Source organism: Paenibacillus sp. FSL K6-2441, assembly GCF_037964765.1.
GTDB classification, from domain to species: domain Bacteria; phylum Bacillota; class Bacilli; order Paenibacillales; family Paenibacillaceae; genus Fontibacillus; species Fontibacillus phoenicis.
In genome coordinates this window covers 884,554-898,883 of record NZ_CP150174.1, presented here as the reverse complement: position 1 = coordinate 898,883, position 14,330 = coordinate 884,554, and the positions used below count along the sequence as shown (strand labels likewise).

The following is a 14,330-nucleotide window of genomic DNA, read 5'->3' as shown; positions in this document are numbered from 1 at the left end:
GTGTACGCCTTATGGAACCGATCGTATCCAAACGTTGGCTGTTAGCTAGAATGTATGAACCGGATCTCGTCATCGTCGATTGCCGCTTTGAGCTTGGGCAGCCGGAGGCCGGGCGTGCGGCCTACGACGCCGCACATATTCCCGGTGCCGTCTATCTTGATCTGGAACAGGATCTGTCGGCACCGGTCACCACGCATGGCGGGCGTCACCCGCTGCCCGCCCCGGACGAGTTGGCCGCGCGCTTCGCCCGCGCCGGCATCGGCAACGCCACCAGGGTGGTCGCCTACGACGACCAGGGAGGCATGAACGCCTCCCGCCTATGGTGGCTGCTGCGCTGGTTGGGCCATGACGAGGTCTACGTCATGGACGAGGGGTTCGCCGCCTGGCAAGCCGGCGGCTATCCCGTGACCGCAGAGCGGCGGACGATCGTCCCCGCCGCTTTCACCCCCTCGCCCCGGCCGCACCTGCTGGCCGGCGTCGAGGACGTCCGCCGGGCGCTGCGCGATCCCGGCATCCTGCTCGTGGACTCGCGCGCCGCGGATCGCTACGCCGGCTTGCAGGAGCCGCTCGACGTCAAGGCCGGCCACATTCCCGGGGCCATCAACCGGTTTTGGAAGCAGGTGCTGGATGACAGCGGCTCCTGGAAAAGCGAGGGCGAGCTGCGCGAGCAGCTGGCGCCGGTCATCGCCGCCCTCGACGAAGGCCGCGAGGCCATCGTCTACTGCGGCTCCGGCGTGAGCGCTTGCCCGAACGTGCTCGCCCTCTATCGGCTTGGCTACCCGCAGGTCAAACTGTACGCCGGCAGCTGGAGCGATTGGATTTCTTATCCCGAGAACCCCATCGCGACGGGGGAGGAATAAACGCCAGAATATGGGCCTAGGGACTTTACAAGGCTCGATTTTGGAATATAATATAGTTAGAATTCTAACTAAAGAGGTATCTAATCATGCATCCAAGCGAGCCTATTGAGTGGCAATGGGATAAGGGGCCCATTGGCCGACTGGTCAAGACGGGGTATATCACGCTGCGCAGGGAAGTCGAGGAATTGTTACATCCGCTGGGGTTAACACATACGCAATGGAGTGCGCTCGGCGTCATTCGTCAATATCCAGGAATCTCTCCCTCTCAACTGGAGCCGATTCTAATGATTGAACGTCCGAGCGTCACCAGCTTATTAAAAGGGTTGACGAACAAAGGACTCATCCGTTATAAGGACCATCCGCAAGACGGACGCTCTAAGCTGATTTTTTTGACGGAAGCGGGCAGCCAATTGGCGGAAGAGACGCAGCACTTCACGTCAGTTGTAGAAGAGCGAGTTAAAGCGGAGATGACGGCTGAAGAGTTCGACACCTTAAAGTCGCTCCTCACCAAAATGATCCGTACATTTGAAAAGCAGTAGATTTTTATTTGCACCCCTTTTACGTCTATATAGTTAGAATTCTAATTAAATTGCACTTAGGAGGCAAAGATGATGAAGAGATGGATGCGTATTGTTGGATGGATCGTCGTGGGTTTGACTTCATTGTTTTATATTCAGAGCGGTGTTCAGAAGCTGGCGGGGACTGAAGAGATGATCCGGCACTTTCAAGATATAGGTTATCCGGATTGGAGTCGAATCCTCATTGGCTTGGTGGAAATAGCAGGCGCGGTACTGCTGGTTTGGCCGCGCTTAACCTTGTACGCCGCGACAGCCCTTGGCCTCCTTATGATTGGCGCCGTAGTTTCCGAACTGTCGGCCGGTCAAGGTTTTGGCACCTTGATGGCTGCCCAGTGGTTGGTCGTATTGGTGCTGATCGCAGGGGTGCGCCTCAGAATTGTTTTCCAATCCAAATCTAAATCTAAGCGTGTTGAAAGCCATGCTTGAACCATTGGGCATAAGAAAAACGTCTATCGACGTACATTCAAAGTAGACAGACCGCGTTTAGCGGAAGTTTTTCTTGCGATATCAGGATGCCAATGCCCCGAAGTTTATACTTTCTGGCGTGTAATATAATCAAAATATAAAGAGGAAATCCCCAGCGACTATCGAAGAAAGAAGCACCTGACAGGGAAGCTTCAATCTTACCTACCAACCACAGGAGGTTAAAGTCGCATGGGGAAATCCTCGCACATTCAAGGCCGTAAGGGAACTAAGTTCAGTCAACAGCTAAGGGGCGTTAACCTGGAGCAAGTCCTCATCGTTGCAATCGATGCGGCCAAGCTCCACCAAAAAGCCTTAATATGCAATTATTTCGGCGACATCATTGAAAAACCCTTCTTTTTCTCAGCGAATAATTCTGGTATGGAGCTGCTTTGCAAGAAGATTAATCAAGCGGTTACAGCCACAGAGGCTGTTCGCTTGTTCCTGGGTATTGAGGCAACAGGCCATTACTATGAAGACATCGTCCGCGAGATGGCGAAACGAGGGTACCACGTTCAGATCTTGAATCCGTATACCACCTTCGAGGAACGCGCCGGCGCACTGAATTGGTGCAAAACAGATGATCTTGATCTTGTGGCCATCGCCCATGCCATCAAAAGCAACAAAGCCACTGAAAACCAGCTTTTGAATGGCGTGCAGCGTCAGCTCCATGTCTTGACTCGAGCACGGCGCTCTGAGACACGGAAGCGTGCTTCCTTGCGTACAGAGATTCGAGCACTTATGGACCTCATCTGGCGCGAGTACCAAGGATATGCAGATTATTCAGCCGGTAGAGCTCGAAAAATCAAAGTATTCAGTGACTTCTGGGGGAAAGCCTCGCTCTTCTTCATGGAGCATTATCCACACCCCGCTGCTGTCCTGAAACTAGGGGAGACCGGGCTACGGAAGCTCTCGATTCAGCATAATCTCAAATTGCGAAACACCACCATCCAGAAGCTCTTGCACGTCGCTGAACAAGCGTTATCGAGAAACTTACAGGAACTTCGGCCTGAGCTTATGTTACTGAAAATGAAGCTACGTGACTTACGAACATTTGATGCCAAAATTAATGTTTTGGAACAAGAGATCGAGAACCTTCTCCTTCAGACAGACGGACGACTGCTTCTTACCGTCCCGGGCTTAGGAGTGACTACCGCGGCTGAGCTTTATGCTGAAATCGGCGATGTATCTCAGTACTCGAACGCAAACCAGTTAATTAAGAAAGCTGGCACAAACCCCATTGTTAAGCAAACAGGTGGCGGCAAAGGCTCCTACCGCAAGATTTCCAAACAGGGAAACGATCACCTTCGTTATGCGGTATATCTAGCAGGTAAGAGTCTCTGCATGCATAATAAGGACCTTAAGCCTTTCTATGATCGTCTGAAGGAAAAAGGAAAACATGAACGAGCCATCTTTGTTGCAATGGGTAATAAGATGCTCAAAGTCGCTTTCGCCATGCTGCGAGACCGTTTACCGTTTCAATCGCAGTGCTCTGATTATCACATCCTTGATGAGGTCAATAAGAAGTTGAACTTCAATTGCGTTATGCCGACACTAGCGGTGGCCTAACTAAGCAAGATCTTGGAACCGGTCTTTCTGGGACTGAGGGAAGATCGGATCACTTTCTTGGAGACCTTGGATCTCGTATGTCAGCTTTATCCACCTCGCCCTGTGAATGCGAATTGTACGTTAGCGTATACTCTGCACTCAGCCAGATTGCATCGCAGGATTGAAAAAACGAGGCTATTTCCTTTCAAGTCCGAGAAAGGCCGGTTTCAAGCATCGCTTCTCTGTCAGTTGCTAACTTTTTTGAAAATCTGGGTGGTTAGGTGTGTTTGGGTTACCCAGAAACCTAAAAATTCTACTTGACATAGTACGCTGATATCTTAAAAAATGGCGCCAGAAACCGGCGCCTTCACCATTTACAGATCCACTTCTACCATCGACTGGGCGGTCTCCGGATAATCGGTGATGATGCCGTCGATCGGATATTTGAGCACTTCCTTCATGTCCCTCCGGGTATTCACGGTCCACACCCAAACCTCGCGGCCGTCGGCATGGGCCTGGTTCACCAGGAAATCGGTTAACATCACCTGCTCAATCGTATAGAAATCGACGTCGAGCACCGATAGATCTCCGAGGGCGAAGAACAGAATTCGCCCGATCTTGATCTCAGGAGCCAATTCACGGATTCGGCCAAGCACTTCGCCGTCGAAGGATTGCACTCTCACCTCTTCCTCGGCTCCAGCTTCCTTGATGAGGCGGACAACCTCCTCCGCCAGCGCTTCACTAGGGGAGCCGTTGGGCTTCAGGTCCAGCAGCAGCTTGATTCGCCCTTGCGCCTCGGCGAGCACGCTGGACAACGAGGGGATATGTATCGGATAACCGTTCGCATCGATGCCGATGCTCAGTTGCTGCACTTCGTTGAAGCTCATATCCGCGATCCGCTTCCGCAAGCCTGTCATCCGTCGCAGGTCGGAATCGTGGTTTAACACAGCGACGCCATCCTTGGTCAACTGCACGTCCAACTCCACGACTTGAAGGCCTTTGTCGATCGCGGAGATCAGGGCAGGCAGCGAATTTTCCGGAGCATTCGACGTATCCCCGCGATGCACTGCGATCTGCACGTTCCATTTTGCGTAGACGAGACTCTCGTTCGCCCGCAAACCGATCAGCAGCGCTAGCGAAATATAAAGGGTCGCGCTTAGGACATACACCATCCTTTTCCACTTTAGCCCCTTCCACCAATCTACGATCTGGTTCTCCAGACGACCGATTCGGCTGCGGCGCACCTGCAGCTGATCCCTTGGCCGAATCCATTTTAAGCGGCCCAACGCATAATAAAGTCTCGTCAGCACGAACAGGTTGATTGGCAGCAGCAGAAGCTCCAGCAGATAAGCCAGTACCGTCGTAACCGGCAGTGAATAGTGCTGGGACACCAACGCAAGCACATCCAGATCAAGCCAGGAAGGGATGTGCCCAAGGGCAGTCACCACCGCGGAGGTGACCCCGACCACCGTACAGTTAAACAGAAGCAGCGTTCCAAACAGCCGCCACCGCCGACCTTGCGTCAGCTCATGGCTTTGGCGAACCGCCTGCCGGAGATTCATATCCTCGAGCACGATACAATGCAGGACGAAAATCCAGCGGAGCAAAGTATAGAGCAGCCCTGCGATCAGCACGAGATAAGCTACGGTCATGGTGAATGAGGCATCCAGCACTTGATTGTTCAAGAAGATCGGCACGTTAAACAACGCGTAAAACGAAGCCGACAGCGGCGAGTCCACAAACGGAATCAAGAGCAGCAACAACAGCAGCAGCTGGAATACGCCAAACCCGAACAGCTTGGGCATTTTATGCAGCACCGTTAACACAGCATCAGAAATGGCAATCGACTTGCCAAAAAAGCGCTGCTGAATCAGCACGATGAGGACCAACAATTCAATCAGCAGGGTAAAAGAGGCAACAAGCCCGATGAGAGTCAGTCCCGCCATACCTTTATAGCTCAACCCGATCCGGTAAACCTCCCCGTTCAACAGGGAACCGGAGCCGACCACCCGGAGAACCCGGTTGAACAGGAACGTCGTAACCGGCAGGACAAAGACGCTTGTGGCCAGCATATACAGCAGCTGAAACAGCAGCAGCTTACCGGAATACTTGCGGAAGTCACGGATGCTTCTGCCGATCAGTTTAAGCATGGACCCCCTTCCCTGTTCCATCAGGTCCACCGCGCAGCCCAAACCTTCATCTCATGACATATGACATGCAAGTCCATCCCCTTCGGCGTAAGCGTGTATTCGACCGTCACGGGAACGGTAGGATACACTGTACGCTCCAGTACGCCCTTCTCCTCCAGATGGCGCAACGTACTGGTTAACGCCCGTGGACTCACTTGAGGGATTCGGCGTTGCAGCTCCCCAAAGCGCAGCGTCCCTCCAAACAGCTCGCGGATCACGAGGAACGCCCATTTCCCTCCGAGGACGTCCAACGTTTTTTCGATATTGCATTCGATATGCTCCGGCGTTTTCGGAATGTAATTGCTAGCCTTGCGGATGCTGTTCATTCGTAAAAACCTCCCCTGGAAGTGTTGCTTTAGTGATGTATAAGAGTTGCTATTTCAGGCGATATAGGTTCGCTATAGAGCACTATACTTTTTATAGTAAGTATCACAGATATAATTTAGTGAAGGAGTTTTCACTTCTTTCAATTGTATATGAACTTTTATAGAATGAAAATGGTTCCAACACAAATGCTCAAGGAGGATGATGAAACATGGAATATAGAAGACTAGGCGGAAGCGGCCTCAAAGTCAGTGAAATCAGCTTGGGAAGCTGGCTGACTTACGGCGGGTACGTCGAACGTGAAAACGCGGAGAAATCGATCAAAACCGCTTACGATCTAGGGATCAACTTCTTTGACACCGCCAATGTATACGAAAAAGGGGCCGCCGAAGAGCTGGTGGGCAAAGCGCTTAAAGCTTACCCCCGGGAATCCTATGTATTGGCTACGAAAGCGTTCTGGCCGATGGGGGATGGACCTAACGATCGCGGTTTGTCGCGGAAGCACGTCATGGAGCAGGTCCATGCCAGCCTGAAGCGTCTTGGCCATGATTATATCGATATCTTTTATTGCCACCGTCACGATCCGGAGACACCGCTTTACGAAACGCTGCGCACGATCGATGACCTGATCCGTCAAGGCAAAATCCTGTACGCCGGCGTCAGCGAATGGCAAGCCTCACAAATTGCGGAAGCTGTTGGCTTGGCCGATCGTTACCTGCTGGATCGCATCGTCGTGAATCAGCCGGTATATAACATGTTTAATCGTTATATCGAGAAGGAAGTCATCCCGGTCAGCGAACGTCACGGCATCGGCCAGGTGGTCTTCTCTCCGCTGGCTCAAGGTCTGCTAACCGGTAAATATACATCTGCAACCGATATTCCGCAGGACAGCCGTGCAGCCAAGCTGGAATGGGTTCGCAAAGGCATTACGGAAGAGAACATCGCCAAGGTGAAGCAGCTTGAGGGAATTGCCGCTGAACTTGGCATCACGGTAGGTAACCTGGCCCTGGCTTGGATTTTGCGCCAAAACAACGTGGCCAGCGCACTGGTTGGCGCCAGCCGTCCGGAACAGGTGATCGAGAACGCCAAAGCTTCCGGCATCAAACTAAGCGAGGACGTGCTGACGCGGATCGAAGAGATTCTGAACTAAGAAGGAGTCGAAGCAGCCATGGCTAAAGTCGTAGTTACCGGGGGAAGCGGAATGTTAGGGCGCTACGTTGTACGAGAATTCGTCGAACGCGGGTATGACGTGCTGAACGTAGACGTCCGGCCTTCGGAAGACCCGGTCTGTCCGACGTTGATCGCCGATCTGGAGCAGCTTGGCGAATGCTACAGCGCGCTGACCGGCGCGGACGCGGTTGTTCATCTCGCCGCGATTCCCGCCGCGCATATCCGCACGCCGGAGGTCACCTTTCGCAATAATGTGATGTCGACGTACAACATTTTGCAGGCTGCGGAAGGGCTGGGCATCCGCAAGGCGGTGATCGCCTCCAGCGAATCCTCCTACGGCATCGTCTTTGCGGTGCATCCGCCCGCCCCGAAATACGTGCCGGTGGATGAAGCGCACCCACAGCTCCCCGAGGACAGCTACGGCTTGTCCAAGGTGGTGAACGAGCTGACCGCGGACATGTTCCACCGCCGCACCGGAATGCAGATCGTATCGCTGCGGCTGGGCAACGTGATTCCGCCGGAACGCTATGCAACGTTCCCGTCCTTCATCCACGACCCGGCTCAGCGGGAACGCATCCTGTGGAGCTACATCGATACGCGCGATGCGGCAACCGCATGCCGGCTGGCCGTCGAAGCGGACGGCCTCGGCGCGGTGGCGCTGAACATCGCCGCGGACGACTCCAGCATGGCGATTCGCAGCCGGGAGCTGATGGCCGCCCGCTTCCCGGGCGTCACAGACTTCCGCGCGCCGCTGGAAGGGCACGAAACGCTGCTCAGCAACGAGAAAGCCAAACAACTGCTTGGATGGCAGCCTGTCCATTTCTGGCGGGATGAAGTTAAGCCATAAACCGCCTGCGGCTGTTCACGCAGAAGAACCCGGCTCCGCCGATACGGAGCCGGGTTCTTTTTTTACTAGCCTTACTGTATCCCAAAACCGCGTTTTTCTGATATCTTAGAGGAAGTCATACCAATCAACGAATACATCGAATCAGGAGATTTCCGTTATGCGCAAACACATTGTAGCCATCGATATGGACGATACCCTATGCCATCTCGTGCCCAAAGCGATTTACTATCATAATCTGCAGTTTCCCGACCGTCAGCTCACCATGGACCAAATGACCAGCTTTGATATGACACAAATCTGGCATCCCGAGTGTAATGAAGATCTCTTCTTCGGACGCCCCGGCTTGTATGAGGAGCTGGAGATCTTTGATGAGCATACCGTCGAGGAAGTACGCAAAATGACGCAGGAGCATGATGTGATCATCGTTACGGCCGCCCGCCCCTCATCTGTACAGGAAAAATGGAACTGGCTGCAACGCTGGATGCCGTTTATCCCGTTTGAGAACTTCTTCGTCGCCAAGCGAAAAACGCTGCTGGACTTCGACCTGATAATCGATGACGGGCCGCATAATTTGCAGCCTGCCAAGGAAGCTGGCCGGCTCACCATCGGGATCCCACGCCCGTGGAATGCCCCGATTCAGCAGCAATTCCTCATGAAGGATTCATGGGAAGGCATGAGCGACTTGGTGAACCAGCTGTTGGCTGAACGTTTCCCAAGGGAATAGCTCAGCGGCTACTGCAGATGCCCCCGGATGGGAGCCGAAGTTGTTTCCCCGAAGGACACGTTTACGGCATGGCGGATCTCTACGCCTTCCTCCAGCAGTTCGATTTCGATGCTGGACCGGAACGGCGTCTCCAAACTCAGCTTCCCGCTCCGAATCCGCCTGCATCCGAGGCGGCTCCAAAACCAGCCCCTCCAGGACATGCCGCAGCTCTTTGATGCAGCGATGTAACATTTTCCAGGCGCTGAATATCTCCAAATTTCGCGCCAGCCTATCCAACAACCGAATCGAAGTATGCTAGAATAAAGAGCATGGTTGCGATAGAACGAATAGAAAGGGACGTCATCGTTGGCACAATTATTTTACAAGTACGGAGCAATGAACAGCGGCAAATCTATCGAAATTTTGAAGGTTGCCCACAATTATGAAGAGCAGAACAAACCGGTGCTGCTCTTTACTTCGGCGATCGATAACCGTGACGAGGTTGGTTATGTCTCCTCGCGGATTGGATTGCGCCGGCAGGCTATTCCGATTTATCCGGACACGAACCTCTTCGAAATCGTCAAAAATCATACCCCGCGCTTATACTGCGTATTGGTCGATGAATGCCAATTCCTCGGTGAGAACAACATTAAGCAGCTGGTCCGCATCGTCGATGAGCTGGATATTCCCGTGATGGCTTTCGGGTTGAAAAACGATTTCCAGAACCAGTTGTTCGAGGGCAGCCGCCTGCTGCTGATTTATGCGGACAAAATCGAGGAAATGAAAACGATCTGCTGGTTCTGCGCGCGCAAAGCAACGATGAACCTGCGGGTGGAGAACGGCAAACCCGTTTACACCGGCGAGCAGATCCAAATCGGCGGCAACGAGTCGTATTACCCGGTATGCCGGAAATGCCACGCCAACCCGCCGCTGTAATACTTCCGAATCTAAAAAAACGGACCGGCTAACGCCGGTCCGTTCGTCGTTTTTAATCCATATCGTAAATCGTGCCCACCTTCAGCCCGTACAGCTCGTTGTAGATCTTTTCTGCATAGGCGTCCGTCATGCCGGCAATATAATCGATGATCATATGCTCCCATGTCCAGATCGGTTTGGGCTTGGCCTGATCCCGGTCGAACCGGCGCAGCCAGTCACCGGGAATGATCGACTTGCTTGTCTCCGGATCCACGAAGGCATCCCACAGCCGCTTGATAATCCATGCGCTGCGCTTCTGCAGCCGTTGGACCCGCAAATCGCGGATCATCGTCACCCAAGCGAAGCTCTTCAGCACGCTCACCGTCCGCAGCATATCCTTATCCTCCTGCCCGTCCTTCACGAACGTGACCTTCTGCCAATCGCCGTCATCGATAACTCCCAGGCTGCCGACGAACAGGCTGACCCAATAGGCCTTCACCTCCCGGCGCGTGCGGGAATAGTCATGATCACACACCGGCATTTTGACATTCCAGATGCGCAGGAAATCGTCCAGCACCTCGGCCACCTTGACCTGAATTTGCTGCGGCTGCCATCCCGCCCAGCAAGCATCCTCCAACGTCATGATTTTCTCGACGATCAGTCTCTGAATGTGCGAGTCCTTGAGGAAATGCTCGTGCACCTCGATTTTTCCCGCCTTGATGCCATCCTCGAGATCGTGGGCCGAATAAGCGATGTCGTCGCAAAGGTCCATCAGCTGCGCCTCAAACGTCTTCTTCCCTTCGGGAATGCCCCAGCGGTCGCGAATGAAGGAGATGTACTCCCATTCATGCAGATATAACCCTTTCTTGTTGATCGTACCGGGATAAGGGTATTTATTTGTTCCAAGCAGCACCGCATCGGATAAGTTCAACCCGTCGATGTTTTCCCGCTTCTCCAGGAACATCATCAGCCGGAAATTGTGGGCGTTGCCTTCAAAATGCTCATATTTCTGACGGAATGCTGCCCTCGTTTGCTGCTCTTCCTCCGGAGTGGGCTGTTTGCCTTTAAGGGCAGTCCGTACCTTCTCCTCAATGAGCTTCTCCAATATTTGATCCAGCACCTCTTCGCCCTTGTGGCCAAACGGCGGATGGCCAAAATCATGGCAAATAGCGGCGCATTCCACCACCTCCGGATCGATGACCAAGCCTGGATGCTCGGCGCGGTCGGCCGCCAGCTCCGGATACGTGCGCAGAAGGCTGCGCGCCGCTTCCCGGGCGATCTGGGCGACCTCGAGCGAATGCGTCAGCCGGGTTCGATAATAATCGCCTGTGCCGGCCCCAAATACTTGCGATTTCCCCTGCAGCCGGCGGAAGGTCGGGGAATGGATCAACCGCGAATAGTCGCGTTCAAAGGTGGCACGGTTATTTTCGTGTCCGATATTGTCCGGGTATTGGCGGTGCTCCCTGAGTTCGTGGATATTCATGGCTCTTGCACTCCTTGTCGCGTTCTCTCTTTTCTGTTATTGTAGCCGTCCGCAGCCGGAACATAAAGCGCCGCCCCCCAAATTTGTTACCCTACAAAAAAATCACCCCGCAAACGCGGGGCTTTGCTCTAGCCGCTTTATTGTTCTTACGATACGCCAAGCCTCCAGGGTTCACCGCCTCCGGTCCGATTGATGTCGGCGCCAGGTTCCTCGCTCTCCCGATGACAGCACCCGCATTCCCAGGCCTCCTGCAACAACCACACATAATCCAGTGATTCCTGCAGGTCCAGCGATTCTCCGGGAATCACCTGCCTCCTTCCCTCCATTAACGCATAGACTTCGATATCGCCGGGCGGACGGCCAAATGCGCTGTGCCAAAACACGTTGACCAGATGGACAAAAGCTTGCGTGATGCTCTCATTCTCCTCCACGAGGAACTTCTGCACGGTCACCCGATCCGGGTTCCCCCGCCCTTGCCATACCGCTTGAAAAATAATAGACAAATGCAGATCCAGCCCCGCGACGTGCGTTCCCCAATTCTCATATAAAGCTAAGGGATACTCGTATATCCTCGTCCCCGTAATGAAAGTTAATTCCGACACCATCCGGTGGTACACCTGCCAGTAGAACAAGGGATCCGGAAAATCACGCTGATTCCGCGGCCAACGCCGGTTCAGCAGCACCTGGATCGGCGTATGCAAACGGACCGCCGGGAGAAGCGTGAAATAATCGTTGATGGCGTGACCCACTGCGTATTGCACGCGTTGCTGCCAGGAGATGCAAGAACCGCCGCCTGTTGGGCCGTACGATTGGCTGTACGTTTGGCCGCACGCCCCTGCCGGACCGCTCGAGTCCAACTTCAGCGAACGCAGCCATTTTTCGAGCTCATAATCCGCAAGCTGCTTGGTCATGGCTGATTCAGCGCTCCTATGCGTTGTGCGAAATTGGCCCCGAACTCCCGGCACAATACCTTCTCCTCCGGACTTGGGCCGTATTCCACCTTGAGCGGCGGTTGGACGATGACCGCCCCGTTTTCCCGAAGCCGCTGCTCTAATTCATCTACGGCGGCGCAATACAGACGGTAGGAAGTATCTCCGCTGCCAAATACGGCAGCCCGGAATCCCGCCAAATTCAGCTCCTTCATTTCATCCACGAAATCGGCAAATTCGTCGGGAAGCTCCCCGTCTCCCCATGTATAAGCACCTAACAGGCAGGCATCATATTCCAACAAGCGTATGGCGTTGCAATCCTCCACCATCTTCAGATCCACAGCCGCTCCGGTTCCGCGAATCCCTTCAGCGATTAGTTCAGCCATTTCCTCCGTATTCCCGGTCAAGCTGGCATAGACGATGATGATATTGCTCATTCCCTCTCCAACTCCTTCCAAGTACATGACTTGATAACCGAAGTATAATTGATAATGATTATCATTGTCAATAATAGGGCGGCTAGTATCTTCTTCACACCTCTTTGCACGATTATCCCTTTCGTTCAGAACTGGGGATTGAGTGGAAGTATCGAGTGGAAGTGGAAGTTCACTGGGGGAGCCTTGCAGTGGAAAGGGACCTGGTGGGGATCGTCGGTTTTGGATTACACTACCTATCTGATGCAACGGGATAATCCTCAAAAAGAAGGGAGCGGATAGACACCATCAATAATAGCCGGAACCCCTTAAATGGAGTATCCGGCTTCTTCTTTTACTATACGAGCGATCAGCTCATTCCTACCCACGCATCGTTGGAGTAGCCGCGCTGCTCCCAATATCCGACATGCTCGCCTTCGATGAGCTCGATGCGGTTCAGCCACTTCACCGACCTGTAGGCGTACATTTTCGGCACGATCAGTCTTACCAGACCACCCAAGTCGCTCGGTATCGGCTTGCCGTCGTGCATCACCGCGACCATACAATCGTCCATATTCGCCTGATCCAAGGTGAGGGTATCGGTGTAGACGCCGTCCCCCGAATAGAACTTCACCGTTTTGGCGTTTGGCTTTACGCCGGCTTTTTGGAGCAGCTCCCGCAGCGGGATGCCTTCCCAAGTATTATTGTACACCGACCAGCCCGTCACACAGTGAAAATCACTCACCTGCACCTTCCGCTTCAGCTTGAGGAAGTCCTCCCAGCTCCATTTGAACTTGTTGTTCACCAGACCGTCGATCGTAAACGACCAGTTCTCGTTGGAGAAAGACGGAATGTCCGTGACCGTATATACCCGAAAATGTCCCTGCGCCCCGCCGCCAACTGGGCGAGCCTCGGGTTTAATCGACCGTCGGGCCGGTTCCTTCAACCATTTGGTCCGGGTTAAGGAGTGGTAAATGATGTACGGCAAACCGATCCAGGTTAATAAATCGTGCACGGTCAGCGCCGCATTGGACACTCTCGGACCCACCGCCTTGAACTGCCACAGCAGCACGCCCGAGCCAAACCAGCCCAGCAGTAAAGCTAGGACCACGAGAACGTTAAACCGCTGCCAGGGCTTCTGCCGCAGCTGCTTCCAATGCTTCCCCGCTAACAGCAAGTAATAAATGACCGGGAGGATCGAAGCAACGCCTACCGCGATATGCAGCCATTTGAGCCAAACCCGGCCCTCACCCAGCAAACCGCGCCAAAACCCGCCAACCAGCAGCAGCCCCGTCAGCGCAAGGATCACGACGATCCAGCCGTTCCAGGTATGCAAGGCGACGAGTTTCTTGCCATACCCTTTGCGCAGGCGCTCCAGCATTCCCTTCATACCTCCACCTCCTCCTTATTTTTGTTGTATATTCTCAGAACGCCTGCCATCATTCGCCTCAAGCACCGTGAACCAAAACGTACTGCCCTCCGTCTCCGATTCAACAACGCCGAATGATCGAGCACCAGTAAATCGGGATGACCATCATTTCGTTGTCCTTCATCTCATTGCCCATCATGTCCTGACCCATTTCGCCGTCTTTCATCTCTTCGCCCATCATCTCTTGCCCCATTTCGTTACTGCCGGAAGAATTGTTCATCTCGGTGGAGGCGTTGGCCCCGTCATTCATCATGTTCCCTTTGTTCATGTCATTGTTTTTGGCACCGCAAGCGGCTAACGTCAGCATGGCCCCCCAGCATAAGAATCAATCCGATTTTTTTCATAATATTTCTTCCTTTCGTTATTTTTAGCTTTGTTCGTCCATCATCTTAGCGAAAAATGCTAACCATCTAAGAACCAACCGCTTGCGAATGTGTTAGAAAAGTCTTACGAAAGTCTTACAAAACCGCCACAAAATCA

16 protein-coding genes are annotated in these 14,330 nt (G+C 53.4%); 9 read left to right on the top strand and 7 right to left on the bottom strand.

Annotated features, from left to right (window positions below):
- Positions 1–11: 11 nt before the first annotated feature.
- From NSQ80_RS03825 to NSQ80_RS03810, 4 genes are all read left to right on the top strand, one after another.
- A complete protein-coding gene (locus tag NSQ80_RS03825; RefSeq protein WP_260070687.1) occupies positions 12–860 on the top strand; it encodes a sulfurtransferase in 849 nt (282 codons plus the stop codon).
- Positions 861–946: 86 nt separating this feature from the next.
- Positions 947–1,399, top strand: a complete 453-nt coding sequence (locus NSQ80_RS03820) for a MarR family transcriptional regulator (RefSeq protein WP_009224501.1) — start codon at positions 947–949, stop codon at positions 1,397–1,399.
- Positions 1,400–1,468: 69 nt separating this feature from the next.
- A complete protein-coding gene (locus tag NSQ80_RS03815) occupies positions 1,469–1,864 on the top strand; it encodes a DoxX family protein (protein ID WP_009224500.1) in 396 nt (131 codons plus the stop codon).
- Positions 1,865–2,092: 228 nt separating this feature from the next.
- Positions 2,093–3,469 (top strand): IS110 family transposase, encoded by a 1,377-nt coding sequence (locus tag NSQ80_RS03810; protein ID WP_260072012.1) that lies wholly within the window; start codon positions 2,093–2,095, stop codon positions 3,467–3,469.
- A 353-nt stretch (positions 3,470–3,822) separates the two neighbouring features.
- Here NSQ80_RS03810 and NSQ80_RS03805 read toward each other — a convergent pair whose 3' ends face one another.
- Positions 3,823–5,598 carry a glycerophosphodiester phosphodiesterase gene (locus tag NSQ80_RS03805; RefSeq protein ID WP_009224499.1) on the bottom strand — a complete coding sequence of 592 codons (1,776 nt, stop codon included), beginning with the start codon at positions 5,596–5,598 and terminating at the stop codon, positions 3,823–3,825.
- A 20-nt stretch (positions 5,599–5,618) separates the two neighbouring features.
- Positions 5,619–5,963, bottom strand: coding sequence for a helix-turn-helix domain-containing protein (locus tag NSQ80_RS03800; RefSeq protein WP_009224498.1), 345 nt, complete (start codon positions 5,961–5,963; stop codon positions 5,619–5,621).
- A gap of 209 nt (positions 5,964–6,172) precedes the next feature.
- Between NSQ80_RS03800 and NSQ80_RS03795 the strand changes: the two genes are divergently transcribed.
- The 5 genes from NSQ80_RS03795 to NSQ80_RS03775 all read left to right on the top strand — a co-directional run bounded on the left by NSQ80_RS03795 (position 6,173) and on the right by NSQ80_RS03775 (position 9,617).
- Positions 6,173–7,111 (top strand): aldo/keto reductase family protein, encoded by a 939-nt coding sequence (locus NSQ80_RS03795; protein ID WP_009224497.1) that lies wholly within the window; start codon positions 6,173–6,175, stop codon positions 7,109–7,111.
- Between the two features lie 18 nt (positions 7,112–7,129).
- Positions 7,130–7,978: an NAD(P)-dependent oxidoreductase gene (locus NSQ80_RS03790; protein WP_339301411.1), complete on the top strand. Its 849-nt coding sequence runs from the start codon at positions 7,130–7,132 to the stop codon at positions 7,976–7,978.
- A 157-nt stretch (positions 7,979–8,135) separates the two neighbouring features.
- Positions 8,136–8,702: a hypothetical protein gene (locus tag NSQ80_RS03785; protein WP_260070691.1), complete on the top strand. Its 567-nt coding sequence runs from the start codon at positions 8,136–8,138 to the stop codon at positions 8,700–8,702.
- 27 nt (positions 8,703–8,729) lie between these two features.
- Positions 8,730–8,930, top strand: a complete 201-nt coding sequence (locus NSQ80_RS03780) for a hypothetical protein (protein WP_157273375.1) — start codon at positions 8,730–8,732, stop codon at positions 8,928–8,930.
- Positions 8,931–9,047: 117 nt separating this feature from the next.
- A complete protein-coding gene (locus NSQ80_RS03775) occupies positions 9,048–9,617 on the top strand; it encodes a thymidine kinase (protein WP_009224495.1) in 570 nt (189 codons plus the stop codon).
- A gap of 52 nt (positions 9,618–9,669) precedes the next feature.
- Here the strand turns inward: NSQ80_RS03775 and dgt are convergent, their stop codons facing one another.
- The 5 genes from dgt to NSQ80_RS03750 all read right to left on the bottom strand — a co-directional run bounded on the left by dgt (position 9,670) and on the right by NSQ80_RS03750 (position 14,157).
- A complete protein-coding gene (dgt, locus tag NSQ80_RS03770; RefSeq protein WP_260070692.1) occupies positions 9,670–11,079 on the bottom strand; it encodes a dGTP triphosphohydrolase in 1,410 nt (469 codons plus the stop codon).
- 146 nt (positions 11,080–11,225) lie between these two features.
- Positions 11,226–11,990, bottom strand: a complete 765-nt coding sequence (locus tag NSQ80_RS03765) for a hypothetical protein (protein ID WP_339301406.1) — start codon at positions 11,988–11,990, stop codon at positions 11,226–11,228.
- Positions 11,987–12,445, bottom strand: a complete 459-nt coding sequence (locus NSQ80_RS03760; protein WP_009224443.1) for a flavodoxin — start codon at positions 12,443–12,445, stop codon at positions 11,987–11,989. The genes NSQ80_RS03765 and NSQ80_RS03760 overlap by 4 nt, the downstream gene beginning before the upstream one ends.
- Before the next feature lie 346 nt (positions 12,446–12,791).
- A complete protein-coding gene (locus NSQ80_RS03755; RefSeq protein ID WP_339301402.1) occupies positions 12,792–13,811 on the bottom strand; it encodes a molybdopterin-dependent oxidoreductase in 1,020 nt (339 codons plus the stop codon).
- Positions 13,812–13,911: 100 nt separating this feature from the next.
- Complete coding sequence (locus NSQ80_RS03750; protein WP_339301400.1) at positions 13,912–14,157, bottom strand: hypothetical protein; 246 nt, start codon at positions 14,155–14,157, stop codon at positions 13,912–13,914.
- Positions 14,158–14,330 lie beyond the last annotated feature (173 nt).

What these genes read in the sequence shown, in the direction of transcription:
- NSQ80_RS03825 (WP_260070687.1), top strand. Translation starts at nt 12, where the DNA reads ATGGAACCGATCGTATCCAAACGTTGGCTGTTAGCTAGAATGTATGAA.
- NSQ80_RS03820 (WP_009224501.1), top strand. Translation starts at nt 947, where the DNA reads ATGCATCCAAGCGAGCCTATTGAGTGGCAATGGGATAAGGGGCCCATT.
- NSQ80_RS03815 (WP_009224500.1), top strand. Translation starts at nt 1,469, where the DNA reads ATGATGAAGAGATGGATGCGTATTGTTGGATGGATCGTCGTGGGTTTG.
- NSQ80_RS03810 (WP_260072012.1), top strand. Translation starts at nt 2,093, where the DNA reads ATGGGGAAATCCTCGCACATTCAAGGCCGTAAGGGAACTAAGTTCAGT.
- NSQ80_RS03805 (WP_009224499.1), bottom strand. Translation starts at nt 5,598, where the DNA reads ATGCTTAAACTGATCGGCAGAAGCATCCGTGACTTCCGCAAGTATTCC.
- NSQ80_RS03800 (WP_009224498.1), bottom strand. Translation starts at nt 5,963, where the DNA reads ATGAACAGCATCCGCAAGGCTAGCAATTACATTCCGAAAACGCCGGAG.
- NSQ80_RS03795 (WP_009224497.1), top strand. Translation starts at nt 6,173, where the DNA reads ATGGAATATAGAAGACTAGGCGGAAGCGGCCTCAAAGTCAGTGAAATC.
- NSQ80_RS03790 (WP_339301411.1), top strand. Translation starts at nt 7,130, where the DNA reads ATGGCTAAAGTCGTAGTTACCGGGGGAAGCGGAATGTTAGGGCGCTAC.
- NSQ80_RS03785 (WP_260070691.1), top strand. Translation starts at nt 8,136, where the DNA reads ATGCGCAAACACATTGTAGCCATCGATATGGACGATACCCTATGCCAT.
- NSQ80_RS03780 (WP_157273375.1), top strand. Translation starts at nt 8,730, where the DNA reads ATGGGAGCCGAAGTTGTTTCCCCGAAGGACACGTTTACGGCATGGCGG.
- dgt (WP_260070692.1), bottom strand. Translation starts at nt 11,079, where the DNA reads ATGAATATCCACGAACTCAGGGAGCACCGCCAATACCCGGACAATATC.
- NSQ80_RS03765 (WP_339301406.1), bottom strand. Translation starts at nt 11,990, where the DNA reads ATGACCAAGCAGCTTGCGGATTATGAGCTCGAAAAATGGCTGCGTTCG.
- NSQ80_RS03760 (WP_009224443.1), bottom strand. Translation starts at nt 12,445, where the DNA reads ATGAGCAATATCATCATCGTCTATGCCAGCTTGACCGGGAATACGGAG.
- NSQ80_RS03755 (WP_339301402.1), bottom strand. Translation starts at nt 13,811, where the DNA reads ATGAAGGGAATGCTGGAGCGCCTGCGCAAAGGGTATGGCAAGAAACTC.
- NSQ80_RS03750 (WP_339301400.1), bottom strand. Translation starts at nt 14,157, where the DNA reads ATGCTGACGTTAGCCGCTTGCGGTGCCAAAAACAATGACATGAACAAA.